General features: G+C 71.3%; 12 protein-coding genes. 7 read left to right on the forward strand and 5 right to left on the reverse strand.

Annotation, left to right across the window (positions count from 1 at the left end; translation table 11 throughout):
* The first annotated feature begins 254 nt into the window (after positions 1-254).
* Positions 255-980, forward strand: a complete 726-nt coding sequence (locus GD632_RS02310) for an L-ribulose-5-phosphate 4-epimerase (RefSeq protein ID WP_152188229.1) — start codon at positions 255-257, stop codon at positions 978-980.
* A 2-nt stretch (positions 981-982) separates the two neighbouring features.
* Positions 983-2491: an L-arabinose isomerase gene (gene araA, locus GD632_RS02315; protein ID WP_152188231.1), complete on the forward strand. Its 1509-nt coding sequence runs from the start codon at positions 983-985 to the stop codon at positions 2489-2491.
* 64 nt (positions 2492-2555) lie between these two features.
* Here the strand turns inward: araA and GD632_RS02320 are convergent, their stop codons facing one another.
* The gene (locus GD632_RS02320; protein ID WP_226924427.1) at positions 2556-3581 is read right to left on the reverse strand and encodes a LacI family DNA-binding transcriptional regulator; all 1026 of its coding nucleotides are present in this window, start codon (positions 3579-3581) and stop codon (positions 2556-2558) included.
* A gap of 204 nt (positions 3582-3785) precedes the next feature.
* Here GD632_RS02320 and GD632_RS02325 point away from each other — a divergent pair, with 204 nt between their 5' ends.
* The 4 genes from GD632_RS02325 (at position 3786) to GD632_RS02340 (ending at position 8512) form a co-directional block, all read left to right on the forward strand.
* A complete protein-coding gene (locus GD632_RS02325) occupies positions 3786-4781 on the forward strand; it encodes an ABC transporter substrate-binding protein (protein WP_152188233.1) in 996 nt (331 codons plus the stop codon).
* A gap of 67 nt (positions 4782-4848) precedes the next feature.
* Positions 4849-6384, forward strand: a complete 1536-nt coding sequence (locus GD632_RS02330) for a sugar ABC transporter ATP-binding protein (RefSeq protein ID WP_152188236.1) — start codon at positions 4849-4851, stop codon at positions 6382-6384.
* On the forward strand, positions 6381-7445 hold the full coding sequence (locus GD632_RS02335; RefSeq protein ID WP_152188238.1) for an ABC transporter permease: 1065 nt from the start codon (positions 6381-6383) through the stop codon (positions 7443-7445). Before GD632_RS02330 ends, GD632_RS02335 begins: the two co-directional genes overlap by 4 nt.
* Before the next feature lie 71 nt (positions 7446-7516).
* The gene (locus GD632_RS02340; RefSeq protein ID WP_452176638.1) at positions 7517-8512 is read left to right on the forward strand and encodes an ABC transporter permease subunit; all 996 of its coding nucleotides are present in this window, start codon (positions 7517-7519) and stop codon (positions 8510-8512) included.
* 66 nt (positions 8513-8578) lie between these two features.
* On the opposite strand, the gene GD632_RS02345 is transcribed toward GD632_RS02340, so the two are convergent.
* The 4 genes from GD632_RS02345 to chvE all read right to left on the reverse strand — a co-directional run bounded on the left by GD632_RS02345 (position 8579) and on the right by chvE (position 14183).
* Entirely contained in the window at positions 8579-10177 is a 1599-nt protein-coding gene (locus GD632_RS02345; protein ID WP_152188242.1) for a xylulokinase, read from the reverse strand.
* Between the two features lie 86 nt (positions 10178-10263).
* Positions 10264-11439, reverse strand: coding sequence for a multiple monosaccharide ABC transporter permease (mmsB, locus tag GD632_RS02350; protein WP_152188244.1), 1176 nt, complete (start codon positions 11437-11439; stop codon positions 10264-10266).
* Positions 11436-12977 carry a multiple monosaccharide ABC transporter ATP-binding protein gene (mmsA, locus tag GD632_RS02355; protein WP_152188247.1) on the reverse strand — a complete coding sequence of 514 codons (1542 nt, stop codon included), beginning with the start codon at positions 12975-12977 and terminating at the stop codon, positions 11436-11438. The genes mmsB and mmsA overlap by 4 nt, the downstream gene beginning before the upstream one ends.
* An 81-nt stretch (positions 12978-13058) precedes the next feature.
* Positions 13059-14183 (reverse strand): multiple monosaccharide ABC transporter substrate-binding protein, encoded by a 1125-nt coding sequence (gene chvE / locus GD632_RS02360; RefSeq protein ID WP_152188387.1) that lies wholly within the window; start codon positions 14181-14183, stop codon positions 13059-13061.
* 512 nt (positions 14184-14695) lie between these two features.
* Here chvE and GD632_RS02365 point away from each other — a divergent pair.
* Positions 14696-15370, forward strand: coding sequence for an SRPBCC family protein (locus tag GD632_RS02365; protein WP_152188249.1), 675 nt, complete (start codon positions 14696-14698; stop codon positions 15368-15370).
* Positions 15371-15385 lie beyond the last annotated feature (15 nt).

The raw sequence follows: 15385 nt of genomic DNA on the forward strand, positions 1-15385 counted from the left end.
CGCCGGCCCGCTGTCCCGCGCGGGGCCGCCTGCGCGTCGGTGCGTGTCGCACACTAGGTGCGGACCGTCGGCCGCGGCGGGAGATCGTCGCTCGCATTTCCCGGGCGGGAGTCGTGCTCCGCGCGTGGATACTCGCCCAACCGCTGATGTGAGCGGTAACATCGACGGGAACTGGGTCGACGACGACGAAACGTGAGGACACGCATGACTCCCAGCAGGACCACCTCCGTCACCGGCACGAGGGAGGGCGCGCGATGAGAGCGCTGACCGACCTCACCGCCGAGCAGCAGGAGGCGGTGGCCGCCACGCGCGCCGTCGTCTCCGACCTCCACGCCGAGCTGCCCCGCAACGGCCTGGTCGTGTGGACCGCCGGGAACGTCTCCCAGCGGGTGCCGGGCACCGACCTGCTCGTCATCAAGCCGTCGGGCGTCTCCTACGACGAGCTCGCGCCCGAGCTCATGGTCGTGTGCGAGCTGGACGGCACGAAGATCGACGACGGCACCGCGGCGCACCTCCAGCCCTCGTCCGACACCGCCGCGCACGCCTACGTCTACCGGCACATGCCCGAGGTGGGCGGCGTCGTCCACACCCACTCGCCCTACGCGACGGCGTGGGCGGCCGTGGGCGAGCCGGTGCCGTGCACGCTGACGATGATGGCCGACGAGTTCGGCGGGCCCGTGCCCATCGGCCCGTTCGCGCTCATCGGTGACGACTCGATCGGCCGCGGCATCGTCGAGACCCTGCGCGAGTCGCGCTCGCCGGCGGTGCTCATGCAGAACCACGGACCCTTCACCATCGGCAAGGACGCCCGCGCCGCCGTCAAGGCCGCCGTCATGGTCGAGGAGGTGGCGCGGACGACGTTCCTCGCCCGTCAGCTCGGCACGCCGGTCCCGATGGACCAGGCCGACATCGACCGCCTCTACGACCGTTACCAGAACGTCTACGGCCAGCACGCCGGCGACGCCGAGCAGGAGAGCTGAACATGGACAACCCCTTCGAGGGCAAGGAGATCTGGTTCCTCACCGGGAGCCAGGACCTCTACGGCGAGGACACCCTGGCGCAGGTGGCCGAGCAGTCGGCGCAGATCGTCGCGACGCTCGACGAGGCCGCGCAGATCCCCGTGCGCATCGTGCTCAAGGGCACGATGAAGGACCGGGACACGATCCGCGAGACCGCCCGCGCCGCGAACGCCGACCCGCGCTGCCTCGGCGTCATCGTGTGGATGCACACCTTCTCGCCGGCGAAGATGTGGATCCTCGGCCTCGAGGCCCTGGACAAGCCGATCCTCCACCTCCACACCCAGGCCAACCTCGCGCTGCCGTGGTCCACGATCGACATGGACTTCATGAACCTCAACCAGGCGGCGCACGGCGACCGGGAGTTCGCCTACCTCGCCACCCGGATGGGGGTGGCGCGCAAGACGGTCGTCGGGCACGCCAGCTCCGAGCCGGTGCGCGACAAGATCGCCACCTGGGCCCGCGCGACCGCCGGCTGGGACGCGCTGCAGCACATGCGCGTCGCCCGCTTCGGCGACAACATGCGCGACGTCGCCGTCACCGAGGGGGACAAGACCGAGGCGGAGATCGCGCTCGGCGTCTCGATCAACACGTGGGGCGTCAACGACCTCGTCGCGCGGGTCGAGGCCGTCGAGGAGTCCGCGATCGACTCGCTCGTCGCCGAGTACGACGCGCTGTACGACGTCGTCCCCGAGCTCGGGCCCGACGGTGAGCGCCGCGAGTCGCTGCGCTACGGCGCCCGCCAGGAGCTGGCGCTGCGCGCCTTTCTCGAGGAGGGCGGCTTCACCGCCTTCACGACGAACTTCCAGGACCTCGGCGGGCTGCGCCAGCTGCCCGGCCTGGCCGTCCAGCGCCTCATGGCCGACGGCTACGGCTTCGGCGCCGAGGGCGACTGGAAGACGGCCGTCCTCGTGCGTGCGGCCAAGGTCATGGGCTACGGCCTCCCGGGCGGCGCCTCCCTCATGGAGGACTACACCTACGAGCTGACCCCGGGCCGGGAGAAGATCCTCGGCGCGCACATGCTCGAGATCTGCCCGACCCTCACCGAGGACCGCCCGTCGCTGGAGATCCACCCGCTCGGCATCGGGGACCGTGAGGACCCGGTCCGGCTCAAGTTCACCGCGGACCCCGGCCCGGCCGTCCTCGTCTCCCTCGCCGACCTGCGCGAGCGCTTCCGTCTCACGGCGAACGTCGTCGACGTCGTCGAGCCCGACGAGGACCTGCCCAACCTGCCCGTCGCCTGCGCCGTGTGGGAGCCGCGCCCGGACTTCGCGACCTCCGCGGAGTGCTGGCTCACCGCCGGTGGGGCCCACCACACCGTGATGTCGACGGCGCTGGGCATCGAGGCCTTCGACGACCTCGCCACCATCGCCGGCATCGAGCTCGCCGTCATCGACGAGGACACCTCGGCGCGGGCCTTCCGCGACGAGCTGCGCCTCAACCTCGCCTACTACCGCCTGGCCCAGGGCCTGTAGCGGGACGCGGGAGAGGGGTCGGCCCGGGCGGGCCGGCCCCTCTGCCGTCCCGTGGGCCGGGCGCTCAGCGCGCGACGTGGGGCCCGGAGGAGGCACGCACCACCAGCTCGGGCCGGGTGGTCGCCGGGGCGGGGGTGTCTCCCGCGAGGACGGCGAGGAGCGTCTCGATGGCCTGGGTGCCGACGTCCTCGAAGGGCTGGCGCACCGTCGTGAGCGGTGGCCCGTAGAAGGCCGAGCCGGGGACGTCGTCGTACCCGACGACGGCGACGTCGTCGGGGACGCGCAGGCCGGCGTCGTCGACGGCGCGCAGGAGACCGAGGGCCAGCTGGTCGTTCGCGGCGAAGACCGCCGTGGGGACCTCGCGCCGCGCGAGGAGCCGCTGCCCGGCCGCGTAGCCCTGGCGGGCGTCCCAGCCACCCTCGACGACGTCGGGGACCGGCAGGCCGGCGTCCCGGAGCTGGGAGCGCCAGCCCTCGACGCGCGCGCGGGCGTCGAACCAGTCGGCCGGCCCGGCGACGTGCGCGACGTGCCGGTGCCCGAGCCCCACGAGGTGGGCGGTCGCGTCCCGCGCTCCCTGGCGGTGGTCGATGGTCACCATGTGCAGCGGCCCCGAGGCCGGCTGGTCGGCGGAGATGACGACGACGGGCAGCGAGACGGCGAGCCCGTGCGCCGCCTCGGCGGTCGCCACGGTGGGGGCCACGACGACGATCCCGTCGACGCGCAGGTCGAGGAAGAACTCGAGGACGTCGTGCGCGCTCGCCGTCGCGTCCTCGATCGCGGCGGTCACGCTGGCGTACCCGGCGGCCCGGGCGGCGTGCTGGATGGCCGTCGTCGCGTGGCTCGGGCCGAAGAGCGTGACCCCGGGGGCGACGACGCCGATGAGCTGGCTCCGGTTCGTCGCCAGCGCCCGCGCCGACAGGTTGCGTCGGTAGCCGAGGTCGGCGATCGCCCGGCGCACCCGCTCCCGCGTGGCCGGCCGCACGAGGGCGGGGGAGTTGAGGACGCGGGAGACCGTCTGGTGGGAGACCCCGGCGCGCGCGGCGACGTCCGCCATCACGGGAGAGCGGCGTGGCGTCAGTGGTGCGTTCATCGTTACCCCTGCAGGTCAGAGCGGTGTCTGCGGCGACTGCTCGCGTCCGGGCGGGGCGGCGGCCGGACGGTCGACCTCGACCGCGAAGCTCCGCGCTGACCCCTTGACCCGAGCAAATGTTAACGCCCACAATGAGAGCGCTAACACACTGACACGCACCCTAGGTGCGACAGGCATCGAAGTCGATGCTCTCGAGGAGGAGACATGTTCAGTAGCAGAGGCGCACGCCTGCGGGCGACGGCGGCACTGGCAACGGCCGCGATGCTGGCCCTGGCCGGCTGTGGCGGAGGCAACGGCGACGGCGGTGACGACGGCGCGACCGGCGGCGGGGGCGGGGGTGAGGAGCTCATCCGGGTCGGGTTCTCCCAGCTGGGAGCCGAGAGCGGGTGGCGCACGGCCAACACCCAGTCGGTCCAGGAGAGCCTGAGCGAGGAGAACGGGATCGACCTCACCTTCGTCGACGCCCAGCAGAAGCAGGAGAACCAGATCCGGGCCCTGCGCGACTTCGTCTCGCAGGACATGGACGTCATCGCCTTCTCGCCGGTCATCGAGACCGGCTGGGACCAGGTGCTCCAGGAGATCAAGGACGCCGGGATCCCCGTCGTCCTCGTCGACCGCACCGTGGAGACGACGGTCGAGGACCCCTTCGTCACGTGGATCGGCTCGGACTTCCGCGCCGAGGGCGTCACGGCGGGGGAGTGGGTGGCCGAGAACCACCCGGACGCCCAGATCTTCGAGCTCCAGGGCACGATGGGCTCCGGCGCGCAGGTCGACCGCCAGGAGGGTTTCCGGGAGGTCGTCGGTGACCAGGTCATCGGCGAGGCGAGCGGCAACTTCACACGCGCCGAGGGGCGCACGGCCGTCGAGGCCGCGCTGCAGGCCTACCCGAACATGGACCTCATCTTCTCCCACAACGACGACATGGGGCTCGGCGCGATCGAGGCCATCGAGGCGGCCGGGATGGTCCCGGGCGAGGACATCACCATCGTCACCGTCGACGCCGTCAAGGACGGGCTCCAGGCCCTCGTCGACGGGAAGTTCAACTACGTCGTCGAGTGCAACCCGGTGTTCGGCGACCAGCTCGCCGAGCTCATCAACCAGGTGCACGCCGGCGAGGAGGTCCCGGAGCAGACCTTCGTCGAGGAGAGCGCCTTCGACCAGACGATCACCCAGGAGTTCGTGGACGCGCGGCCGTACTGACCCGAGGCCGGCCCGCCACGGTGGCGGGCCGGCGTCAGTCACCCCACACCTACAGGGAAGGTCGGCGATGTCCGCTGCACCCACCCCGGTCGTCGAGATGACCGGGATCACGATCACGTTCCCCGGTGTCAAGGCGCTCGACGGCGTCGACTTCCGGCTGTTCCCCGGCGAGGTCCACGCCCTCATGGGCGAGAACGGCGCCGGGAAGTCCACTCTCATCAAGGCGCTGACCGGCGTCTACGGGATCGACGCCGGGCGCGTCGTCGTCGCCGGCCGCGAGCAGCGCTTCAGCGACCCCGGCGCGGCCAAGGCCGCCGGGATCAGCACCGTCTACCAGGAGGTCAACCTCTGCGCGAACCTCACGGTCGGTGAGAACGTCATGCTCGGGCACGAGGTCCGCTCCGGCCCCTTCATCAACTGGCGCGCCACCCACCGCGAGGCGGCGCGCCACCTCGCGCAGCTCAAGCTCGACATCGACCCCCGCTCGCCGCTCGCCTCGCACACCATCGCCGTGCAGCAGCTGTGCGCCATCGCCCGGGCGATCGTCGTCGACGCCAAGGTCCTCATCCTCGACGAGCCCACCTCGAGCCTGGACAAGGCCGAGGTCGCCGAGCTCTTCCGGGTCGTCCGCCAGCTGCGGGACACCGGGGTCGCGGTCCTGTTCGTCTCGCACTTCCTCGAGCAGGTCTACGAGATCTCCGACCGGATGACGGTGCTGCGCAACGGGCGGCTCGTCGGGGAGCACCGCACGGCCGACCTCCCGCGCCTCGAGCTCATCTCCCAGATGATCGGCCGCGCGAGCGACGCCTTCGAGGACATCGAGCAGGAGGCCCGGGAGGTCGCCGCCCGCGACCTCAGCGGCGGCACGGCGCTCCTGCGGGTCGTGGGGCTGGGCAAGGAGGGCTCGATCGAGCCCTTCGACCTCGAGCTGCACGCGGGGGAGATCGTCGGGATGGCCGGGCTGCTCGGGTCCGGACGCACCGAGGCGGGGCGGCTGCTCGCCGGCGTCGACCGGGCCGACCACGGCACCGTCGAGGTCGACGGCACGCCCGTGCGCCTCAGCTCGCCGCGGGCCGCGCTGAGCCACGACATCGCCTTCTCCACCGAGGACCGCAAGAAGGAGGGGATCGTCGGGGACCTCACCGTCCGGGAGAACATCGCCCTGGCGCTCCAGGCCGGCCGCGGCACGTGGCGGCCCATCCCGCGCAAGGAGCTCGACGCGATCGTCGCCAAGTACATCGCGGCGCTCGACATCACCCCACCCAACCCCAACGCCCTCATCAAGAACCTCTCCGGCGGCAACCAGCAGAAGGTGCTGCTCGCCCGCTGGCTCGCCACCTCCCCGCGGCTGCTCGTCCTGGACGAGCCCACCCGCGGCATCGACATCGGGGCCAAGGCCGAGATCCAGAAGCTCGTCGCCGACCTCTCCCGGGACGGCATGTCCGTCGTGTTCATCTCCTCCGAGCTGGAGGAGGTGGTGCGCCTGAGCGAACGGATCCTCGTGCTCCGCGACCGCCAGGTCATCGCGGAGGTCGCCAACGACGACGACGTCACCCCCGGGGCCATCCTCGAGACCATCGCGAGCGGAGCACAGGAGTCATGACCGCGTCCACCGACCGCCCGGCAGGGCGTACCCTGCTGCGCGACGTCTCGAGCCACGGCATGTTCTGGCCGGTCGTCGCCCTCGTCCTCCTCGTCCTCGCCTGCGGGCTGCGCAGCCCCGGCTTCCTCGAGATCACCGTCCGCGACGGGCACCTGTTCGGCCAGCTGGTCGACATCGCCCGCAACAGCGCGACGCCCCTCCTGCTCGCGCTGGGCATGTGCCTGGTCATCGCCACCGGCGGCATCGACCTCTCGGTCGGCGCGGTCATGGCGATCTCCCTCGCCGTGTCCCTCGAGTACATCGACGGCGCGGCCGACCCAGGTGCCGCCACGGCGGTCACCGCCGTCGGCCTCGGGCTGCTCGTCGGCACGCTCGTCGGTGTCTTCAACGGCTTCCTCGTCACCGTCCTGGGGATCCAACCGTTCATCGCGACGCTCATCCTCATGGTCGCCGGGCGGGGCATCGCCATGCTCATCACCCAGGGCCAGATCACCACGGTGACCAGTCCGCCCTTCAAGTCGATCGGCTCGGGCTTCGTCCTGGGGGTCCCGACCCCGGTGGTCATCGCGCTCGCGGTGTTCGTGCTGCTCAGCCTGGTGGTCCGGCGGACCGCGCTCGGGATGTTCCTCGAGTCCATCGGCATCAACGGGGAGGCCTCCCGCCTCTCCGGCGTCAAGGCGCGGAGCACGACGTGGATCGTCTACGTCATCGCCGGGCTCCTCGCCGCCCTCGCCGGCATCGTCTACGGCGCCCCGACGATGGCGGCCGACGCCAACAACATCGGCCTCATGCGGGAGCTCGACGCGATCATGGTCGTCGTCCTCGGCGGCACCAAGCTCTCCGGTGGGCGCTTCTACCTCGGCGGCGTCGTCGTCGGTGCGCTCATCCTCAGCACCATCGAGCGGGCCGTCATCATCTTCCAGCTGCCCTCCGAGACGACACCGCTGTTCAAGGCGCTCGTCCTCATCGCCGTCACGGTCGCGGCGTCGCCGATCCTGCGCGAGCGCGTGCAGCTGCGGCGGGCCCGGGCAGACGTCAACCCCGAGAAGGTGGCAGCGTGAGATCACAGACCCAGACCCGCGGAACGGCAGCGGCGGGCCCGCAGGCCACGCCGCCCGGCGCCGGGTCGGCGCTGCGGGCACGCATCGGCCGGCTGGACCGGCGCTTCCTCCCGGTGGTGGGCACGGTCGCCACCCTCGTCGTCATGCTCGGCGTCGGTCAGGCCCGCTACAGCACGGACAACGCGAGCTTCGTCAGCATGCGACTGTTCTCCAACCTCCTGGTGGACAACTCCTACCTGCTCGTCCTCGCCGTCGGGATGACCTTCGTCATCCTCACCGGCGGGATCGACCTCTCGGTCGGTGCCGTCGTCGCACTCGTCGGCCTCACGGTCGCCCAGCTGTCCATCGCCGGGGTGCCGCTGCCGGTCATGCTCGTGGTCGGCGTCCTCATCGGGACCCTGTGCGGCCTGCTCATCGGCGTCATGGTCCAGGTGTTCGACATCCAACCCTTCATCGCCTCGCTCGCCGTCATGTTCCTCGCCCGCGGCCTGGCCAACGTCGTCAGCGTGCAGTCGCTCGCCATCGACGACCCCGGCTTCGCCGCGCTGGCCTCCTGGAGCCTGCAGTTCGGGGAGGGGAGCGGCATCTGGCGGGTCAACTCGAGCATGATCGTGGCCGCCGTCGTCCTCCTCCTCGCGTTCTACCTCCTGCACTACACGCGTTTCGGGCGCACCGTCTACGGCCTGGGCAGCGGGGACGACGGGTCGGCCGTCCGGCTCATGGGGCTGCGCGGGGAGCGGACACGGATCCTCGTCTACGTCATCAGCGGCACGTGCGCGGGCATCGCGGGGATCCTCTTCGCCTTCTACACCCGCTCCGGGTTCAACCTCACCGGGATCGGGATGGAGCTCGACGCGATCGCGGCCGTCGTCATCGGCGGGACGCTCCTCGCCGGCGGCGTCGGCTTCGTCCTGGGCACCGGGGTGGGGGTGCTCGTCTACGGCCTCATCCAGGTCCTCATCGCCCGTGAGGGGCTCGACTCGTGGTGGACCCGCGTGTTCATCGGGATCGTGCTGCTCGCCTTCGTCATCCTGCAGCGCGCGATCTCGGTGCGGCGCAGGAGCTGACCCGCGTGAGCGGACGCAGCAGGGGCCGGCCCGCGCGGGCCGGCCCCTGCTGCGTCCACGAGTGCCTCAGAGGGCCTGGACGGCGGCCCCCACGGCCGCGAGCCCGGCACGGTAGCGCTCGAGGAAGGCCGCGTAGCCGGCGACGTCCTGCGGGTCGGGCTGCGCGGTGTCGAAGGACGCCCCGGCGAAGACCTGCCCGTCGAGGTAGCCGGCGAGGTCGGTGTCCTGCGCCGCGGAGAGGTAGGAAGCGAGGACCGCGATGCCCCACGCGCCGCCCTCGGAGGCCGTCTCCCCGACGGCCACGGGCGCGTCGAGCGCACCGGCGAGGAGACGCTGGGCGACGCCGGCGGTACGGAACATGCCGCCGTGGGCGAGCATCCGGTCGATCGCCACGCCCTGCCCGGCGAGCACCTGCATCCCCATGCTCAGCGTGCCGAAGACGCCGTACACCTGCGCCCGGACGAAGTTCGCCAGGGTGAGGCGGCTGTCGGGCGTGCGCACGACGAGCGGGCGCCCCTCGGTCAGCCCGCCGATCGGCTCCCCGGCGAGGTAGTTGTAGGCGAGCAGCCCGCCCGCGTCCGCCTCGCCGTCCAGCGCCTCCGACAGGAGCGTGGCGAAGACGGCGTCACCGCTCAGCGGGGTGCCGGCCGCCTCCGCGAAGCGGCCGAACAGGCCCGCCCACGCGCCGAGCTCGCTGGCCCCGTTGTTGCAGTGGACCATCGCGACCGGGTCCCCGGCGGGGGTGGTGACGAGGTCGATCTCGTGGTGCATCCCCGCCAGCGGCCGCTCGAGGACGACCATGGCGAAGATGCTCGTGCCCGCGCTGACGTTCCCGGTGCGGGGAGCGACGGCGTTCGTCGCGACCATCCCGGTGCCGGCGTCGCCCTCGGGCGGGCACAGCGGGACCCCGGCCCGCAGGGTGCCGGACGGGTCGAGGAGCGCGGCACCCTCGGCGGTGAGCTCGCCGGCGGGCCGGCCGGCGCTCAGCACCTCGGGGAGGAGGTCGACGGCGCGGGCGACGGGCAGCCGCCCGGCGAGCAGCGTGTCGAGCTTCGCGAGCATGCCGGCGTCGTAGGTGCCGGTGGCCGGGTCGATCGGGAACATGCCCGAGGCGTCCCCGACACCGAGCACCCGGCGCCCGGTGAGCCGCCAGTGGACGTACCCGGCCAGGGTGGTGAGGAAGCGGGTCTGCGGGACGTGCTCCTCGCCGTCGAGCACGGCCTGGTGGAGGTGCGCGACCGACCAGCGCAGCGGGATGTTGACGCCGAGGAGCTCGGAGAGCTCGGCGGCGGCGGGGCCGGTGGTGGTGTTGCGCCACGTGCGGAAGGGGACGAGGAGCTCGTCGTCGGCGTCGAAGGCGAGGTAGCCGTGCATCATCGCCGAGACGCCCATCGCGCCGAAGGTCGTGGGGAGCACGCCGTAGCGGCGCTCGACGTCCGCGGCGAGGTCGGCGTAGGCGGCCTGGAGGCCGGACCACACGGACTCCAGCGAGTAGGTCCACATGCGGCCCGAGAACTCGTTCTCCCACTCGTGGGAGCCCACGGCCAGGACCTGCGTCGGGTCCGGGCCCACGAGGCAGGCCTTGATGCGGGTCGAGCCGAGCTCGATGCCGAGCGAGGTGCGGCCCTCGCGGATCGCCTCGGCCAGCTGGTGGGGGTGCTCCATCGGTGGTCCTTCCACGGGGTAGGTGAGGGGGAGAGTGCGACGAGGGGCCGGCCCAGGCGGGTCGGCCCCTCGTGTGCGACGCGGGCTCAGCGAGCCCCGGCGCGGCGCTTGTTGTAGACGTCGAAGGCCACGGCCAGGAGGAGCACGAGACCCTTGACGATCTGCTGGGTGGAGGTCGGCACGCCCATGAGCTGCATGCCGTTGGTCATGACCGCCATGATGAGCGCGCCGACCATGGCGCCGGTCACGCGCCCGACGCCACCGGTGACGGCGGCGCCACCGATGAAGCAGGCGGCGATCGCGTCGAGCTCGAACATGTTGCCGGCCGCGGGCTGGGCGCTGTTCATGCGCGAGGAGTAGACGATGCCGGCGATGCCGGACAGCAGGCCCATGTTGACGAAGATGAGGAAGTTGACCTTCTTGACCTTGACGCCGGAGAGCTGGGCGGCCGGGAGGTTGCCACCGATCGCGTAGACGTGGCGCCCGAACACCGAGCGCTGGGTGATCACCGTGTAGACGATGATGAGCAGCGCGAGGATGATGAGGACGTTCGGCAGGCCGCGGTTGACGGCGAGCTGGTAGCCGAACCACATGACGACCGCGCCGACGACGACGATCTTGAGGATGAACAGCGGGAAGGCCTCGACCGCCTGCTTGTAGCGCAGGGCCCCGCGGCGGGCGCGCACCTGGGTGAAGGCGTAGCCGGCGACCGCCAGGCCGAAGACGATGAGCGTGAGCGCGTCGTACCCGTACCCGCCGAGCAGGCCGTTCTGGAAGCCGTTGGCGATCTGGTAGTAGGTGCCACCGAAGGGCGACAGGGAGACGTTGTCGAGCACCTGGTAGGTCATGCCGCGGAAGAGCAGCATGCCGGCGAGGGTGACGATGAACGCCGGGATCCCGATGAAGGCGACCCAGAAGCCCTGCCACACGCCCACGGCCAGGCCCACGCCCATGGCGGCGAGGACGCCGACCCACCACGGCTGGCCGCCCTTGACGACGAGGACGGCGGCGACGGCGCCCGCGAGGGCGACGACCGACCCGACCGACAGGTCGATGTGACCACCGATGATGACGATGACCATGCCGATGGCGAGGATGAGGATGTAGGAGTACTGCAGGACGATGTTCGTGAGGTTGCCCGGGCTGAGGAAGCTCGGGTTGAGGAAGGTGAACAGCGCCACGAGCGCCACCAGGGCGATGAGGATGCCGCTCTGTCGCAGGTTCCGGGACATGAGCTCCCGGATGTTCGTGATGCCGGTCATTTCGCGGTTTCCTTCTCCGTGGTCATGAGCGCCATGAGCTTCTCCTGGGTGGCCTGCTCGACGGGCAGCTGTCCGGTGATACGCCCGAACGCGAGCGTGTAGACGCGGTCGCAGATGCCGAGCAGCTCGGGAAGCTCGGAGGAGATGACGATGACCGCCTTCCCCGCCGCGACCATGCGGTTGATGATGGTGTAGATCTCGTACTTGGCGCCGACGTCGATGCCTCGGGTCGGCTCGTCGAGGATGAGGACCTCCGGCTCGGTGTAGAGCCACTTCGACAGCGCGACCTTCTGCTGGTTGCCGCCGGAGAGGTTCCCGACGGTGGCGAGCACGGACGGCGTCTTGATGTTGAGGTTGGCCCGGTAGTCCTCGGCGACCTTGAGCTCCTCGTTCGCGTCCACCCAGCCGCGGGGCGCGAGCCGGCGCAGGCCGGCGGCGGAGATGTTGCGGCGGATGTTCTCGATGAGGTTGAGGCCGAAGCGCTTGCGGTCCTCGCTCACGTACGCGATGCCGTTGTCGATGGCCTCGCTGACCGTGCGGACCTTGATCTCCTTGCCGTGGAGGAAGACCCGCCCGGAGATGTCGCGCCCGTAGCTGCGCCCGAACAGGCTCATCGCCAGCTCGGTGCGGCCCGCGCCCATGAGGCCGGCGATGCCGATGACCTCACCCGCGCGGACGTCGAAGCTCGCGTTGTCGACGACGACGCGTCCCGCCTGGGTGGGGTGGTGGACGGTCCAGTCCTCCACCCGGAGGACCTCGTCCCCGATCTGCGGCGTGCGCTCGGGGTAGCGGTGCTCGAGGTCGCGGCCCACCATGCTGCGGATGATCCGGTCCTGCGTGGCCTCGGGGGAGGCCATGTCGAGGCTCTCGATCGTGCGGCCGTCGCGGATGACCGTGGTGCGGTGGGCGATGTCGGCGATCTCGTTGAGCTTGTGGGAGATCATGATGCAGCTGATGCCCTGCGCGTTGAGCTGGCGCAGCAGGCCGAGCAGGTGCTCGGAGTCCGTGTCGTTGAGCGCCGCCGTCGGCTCGTCGAGGATGAGCAGGCGCACGTCCTTGGACAGCGCCTTGGCGATCTCGACGAGCTGCTGCTTGCCGACGCCGAGCTGACCGACCGGCGTCGTCGGGTTCTCGGTCAGGCCGACACGCTCGAGGAGCTCGGCGGCCCGGGAGTTCGTCTCGTTCCAGTTGATCAGCCCACCGGTGCCGCGGGTCTCGTTGCCGAGGAAGATGTTCTCGGCGACGGACAGGTGCGGGACCAGGGCCAGCTCCTGGTGGATGATGACGACGCCGTGCGCCTCGGAGTCGTTGATGGACCCGAACCGCACCTCCGCGCCGTCGTAGTGGATCTCGCCCTCGTAGGTGCCGTGCGGGTAGACGCCCGAGAGGACCTTCATCAGCGTCGACTTGCCGGCGCCGTTCTCCCCGCAGATCGCGTGGATCTCACCGCGCCGGACCTCCAGGGTGACGTCCTGGAGCGCCTTGACGCCGGGGAACGTCTTGGTGATGGAGCGCATCTCCAAGATGTTGTCGGTCATGCCGCCTCACTTCTCGTGGTTGTGCGGGGGGTGCGGGGCCGGGCGCGCTGCCCGGCCCCGCACCGTCAGGTCAGGGACGGGTCAGGAGCCCTGCTCGACCTGCTCGGCGGTGTAGTACCCGGAGTCCACGAGGAGCTCGGTGATGTTGTCGGCGTAGACGATGTCCGACTCGAGGAGGTAGGACGGGACGACCTTCACGCCGTTGTCGTACGTCTCGGTGTCGTTCGCCTCGGGCTCGCTGCCCTCGAGGAACGCCTGCGCCGCGCGGACGGACTCGGTGGCGAGCTTGCGGGTGTCCTTGAAGATCGTCGAGAACTGCACGCCCTGGTCGATGAGGGTCACCGAGGCGATCTCGGCGTCCTGGCCGGAGACGACCGGCAGGCCCTCCTCGAGGGTCGGGCCGTAGCCCGCGCCCTGGAGCGCGGTGATGATGCCGCGGGAGATGCCGTCGAAGGGCGAGAGCACCCCGTGCAGCTCCTCGCCACCGGTGTAGGTGGAGGTGAGGAGGTCCTCCATGCGGCGCTGGGCGGCCTCCTGGCTCCAGCGCAGCGTGGCGACGGTGTCGAACTCCGTCTGGCCCGAGGGCACGACGAGCGTGCCGTCGTCGAGGAACGGCTTGAGGGTGTCCATCGCGCCGTTGAAGAAGAACCCGGCGTTGTTGTCGTCCGGCGAGCCGGCGAAGACCTCGATGTTGAACGGGCCCTCGGGGGCGTCGGGGTTCTCCGAGCCGTCCGCGTTGAGGAGACCCAGGCCCACGAGGAGCGAGGTGGCCTGCTGCACGCCGACGTTGTAGTTGTCGAAGGTGACGTAGAAGTCGACGTTCTCGCTGCCGTTGATGAGGCGGTCGTAGGCGATGACCGGGATGCCCGCGGCGCCGGCGGCGTCGAGCTGGCTGGTCAGCGCGGTGCCGTCGATCGAGGCGATGATGAGGAGGTCGACCTCCTGCAGGATCATCTGGTCGATCTGCTGGGTCTGCGTGGGGATGTCGTCGTTGGCGAACTGCAGGTCGACCGTGTAGCCGGCCTCCTCGAGCTGGCTCTCGACGGCCTGGCCGTCGGCGATCCAGCGCTCGGAGGTCTGCGTGGGCATGGCGACGCCGATGGTCTGGTCGCCGGCGGCGCTGTCGCCACCGTTGCCCGCGGGCTCGGAGGCCTCGTCGCCGCTACCGGCACCGCCACCACCGCAGGCAGCGAGGGCGAAGGTCATGGTGAGCCCCGCTGCAACTGCTGCGAACTTCCGTGTGCGCAATGTTCTCTCCTTCGAGAGTGGAGGGTTGTTACTGCCCGCCGGGCGGCGGGCTGGTGAGTGCCCGACCACGTGGTCGGGCGTGAGGCCGCTGCGCCTTCTCAGGTACCGCTGGTGCGGCGAATGTTCACGCTAACATTCTGAACCTTCGGAGCGCTGGATGTCACATCCTTGGTCCCGGGCCGCGTTGCGATTCGGTAACACGGCGGCTGGCTTGTGGCTGCTCCCGAGCCGGCCGACGTGTGCCCGCCCGGGCCGCCGGGGGCGACGGCGGGGCGGCTTCGGGCCCGGCGTCGTTCTCGACGTCGCGCCACCGTAGCGCCCACACGCACTCGATCACAAGCCCCCACACTCGCACGGGTGAACTGTGGCCCGGACGTCGCGGGCCGGAGCGCCGGACGTCCCCGCAGGCGGGACCTTGGGCCGTGGTGCCGGCCGGTGCCGGCGGGGAGCCTGGGAGGGAGGTGATGAGGATGAGGTCCGCGAACCGGGTCGTCCCGTGGGCGACGGCAGGAGGGCTGCTGCTCGGCGCCCTGGTCGCGGCGCGCCGCTACCAGCACGTGTGGGGCGCGACCCCGGAGGAGGCCGCGGCGCCGCTGCCCGGCGACCCGATCATCGGCCGTGCCGATCTCGTCGCCACGCGGGCCGTGAGCATCCAGGCCCCGCCCGAGGACGTGTGGCCGTGGCTCGTCCAGCTCGGGCAGGGGCGCGGCGGGTTCTACAGCTACGACCGGCTGCAGTCGCTCCTCGGCCTGGACATCGACAACGCCGCGGAGATCGTGCCCGAGTGGCAGCACCTCGCCCCGGGCGACGAGGTCCACCTCGCGCCGGACGTGCCGCTCGTCGCTGCGGTCGTCGACCCCGCCCACGCCCTCGTCCTCCACGGCTCCCCGGAGGGGGCGGCCAGGCACGGCCTGCCGATGCCCGTCGCCTTCACCTGGGCCTTCGTCCTGCGGCCCGGCCCGCGCGGGTCGACGCGGCTCGTCGTCCGGGAGCGGTACACCTACCTCGAGCCGTGGGCCGGGGCGCTGGTGGAGGCCGTGCAGGTCGCGAGCTTCGTCATGACCGAGCGGATGCTCCGCGGGATCAGGGAGCGCGCCGAGTACCGGCCACCGGCCGAGGCGGTGGCGGCAGCACGCGAGACCTAGCGGGTCGCCGAGGAG

It is taken from the genome of Georgenia satyanarayanai, assembly GCF_009193135.1.
Lineage (GTDB): Bacteria > Actinomycetota > Actinomycetes > Actinomycetales > Actinomycetaceae > Oceanitalea > Oceanitalea satyanarayanai.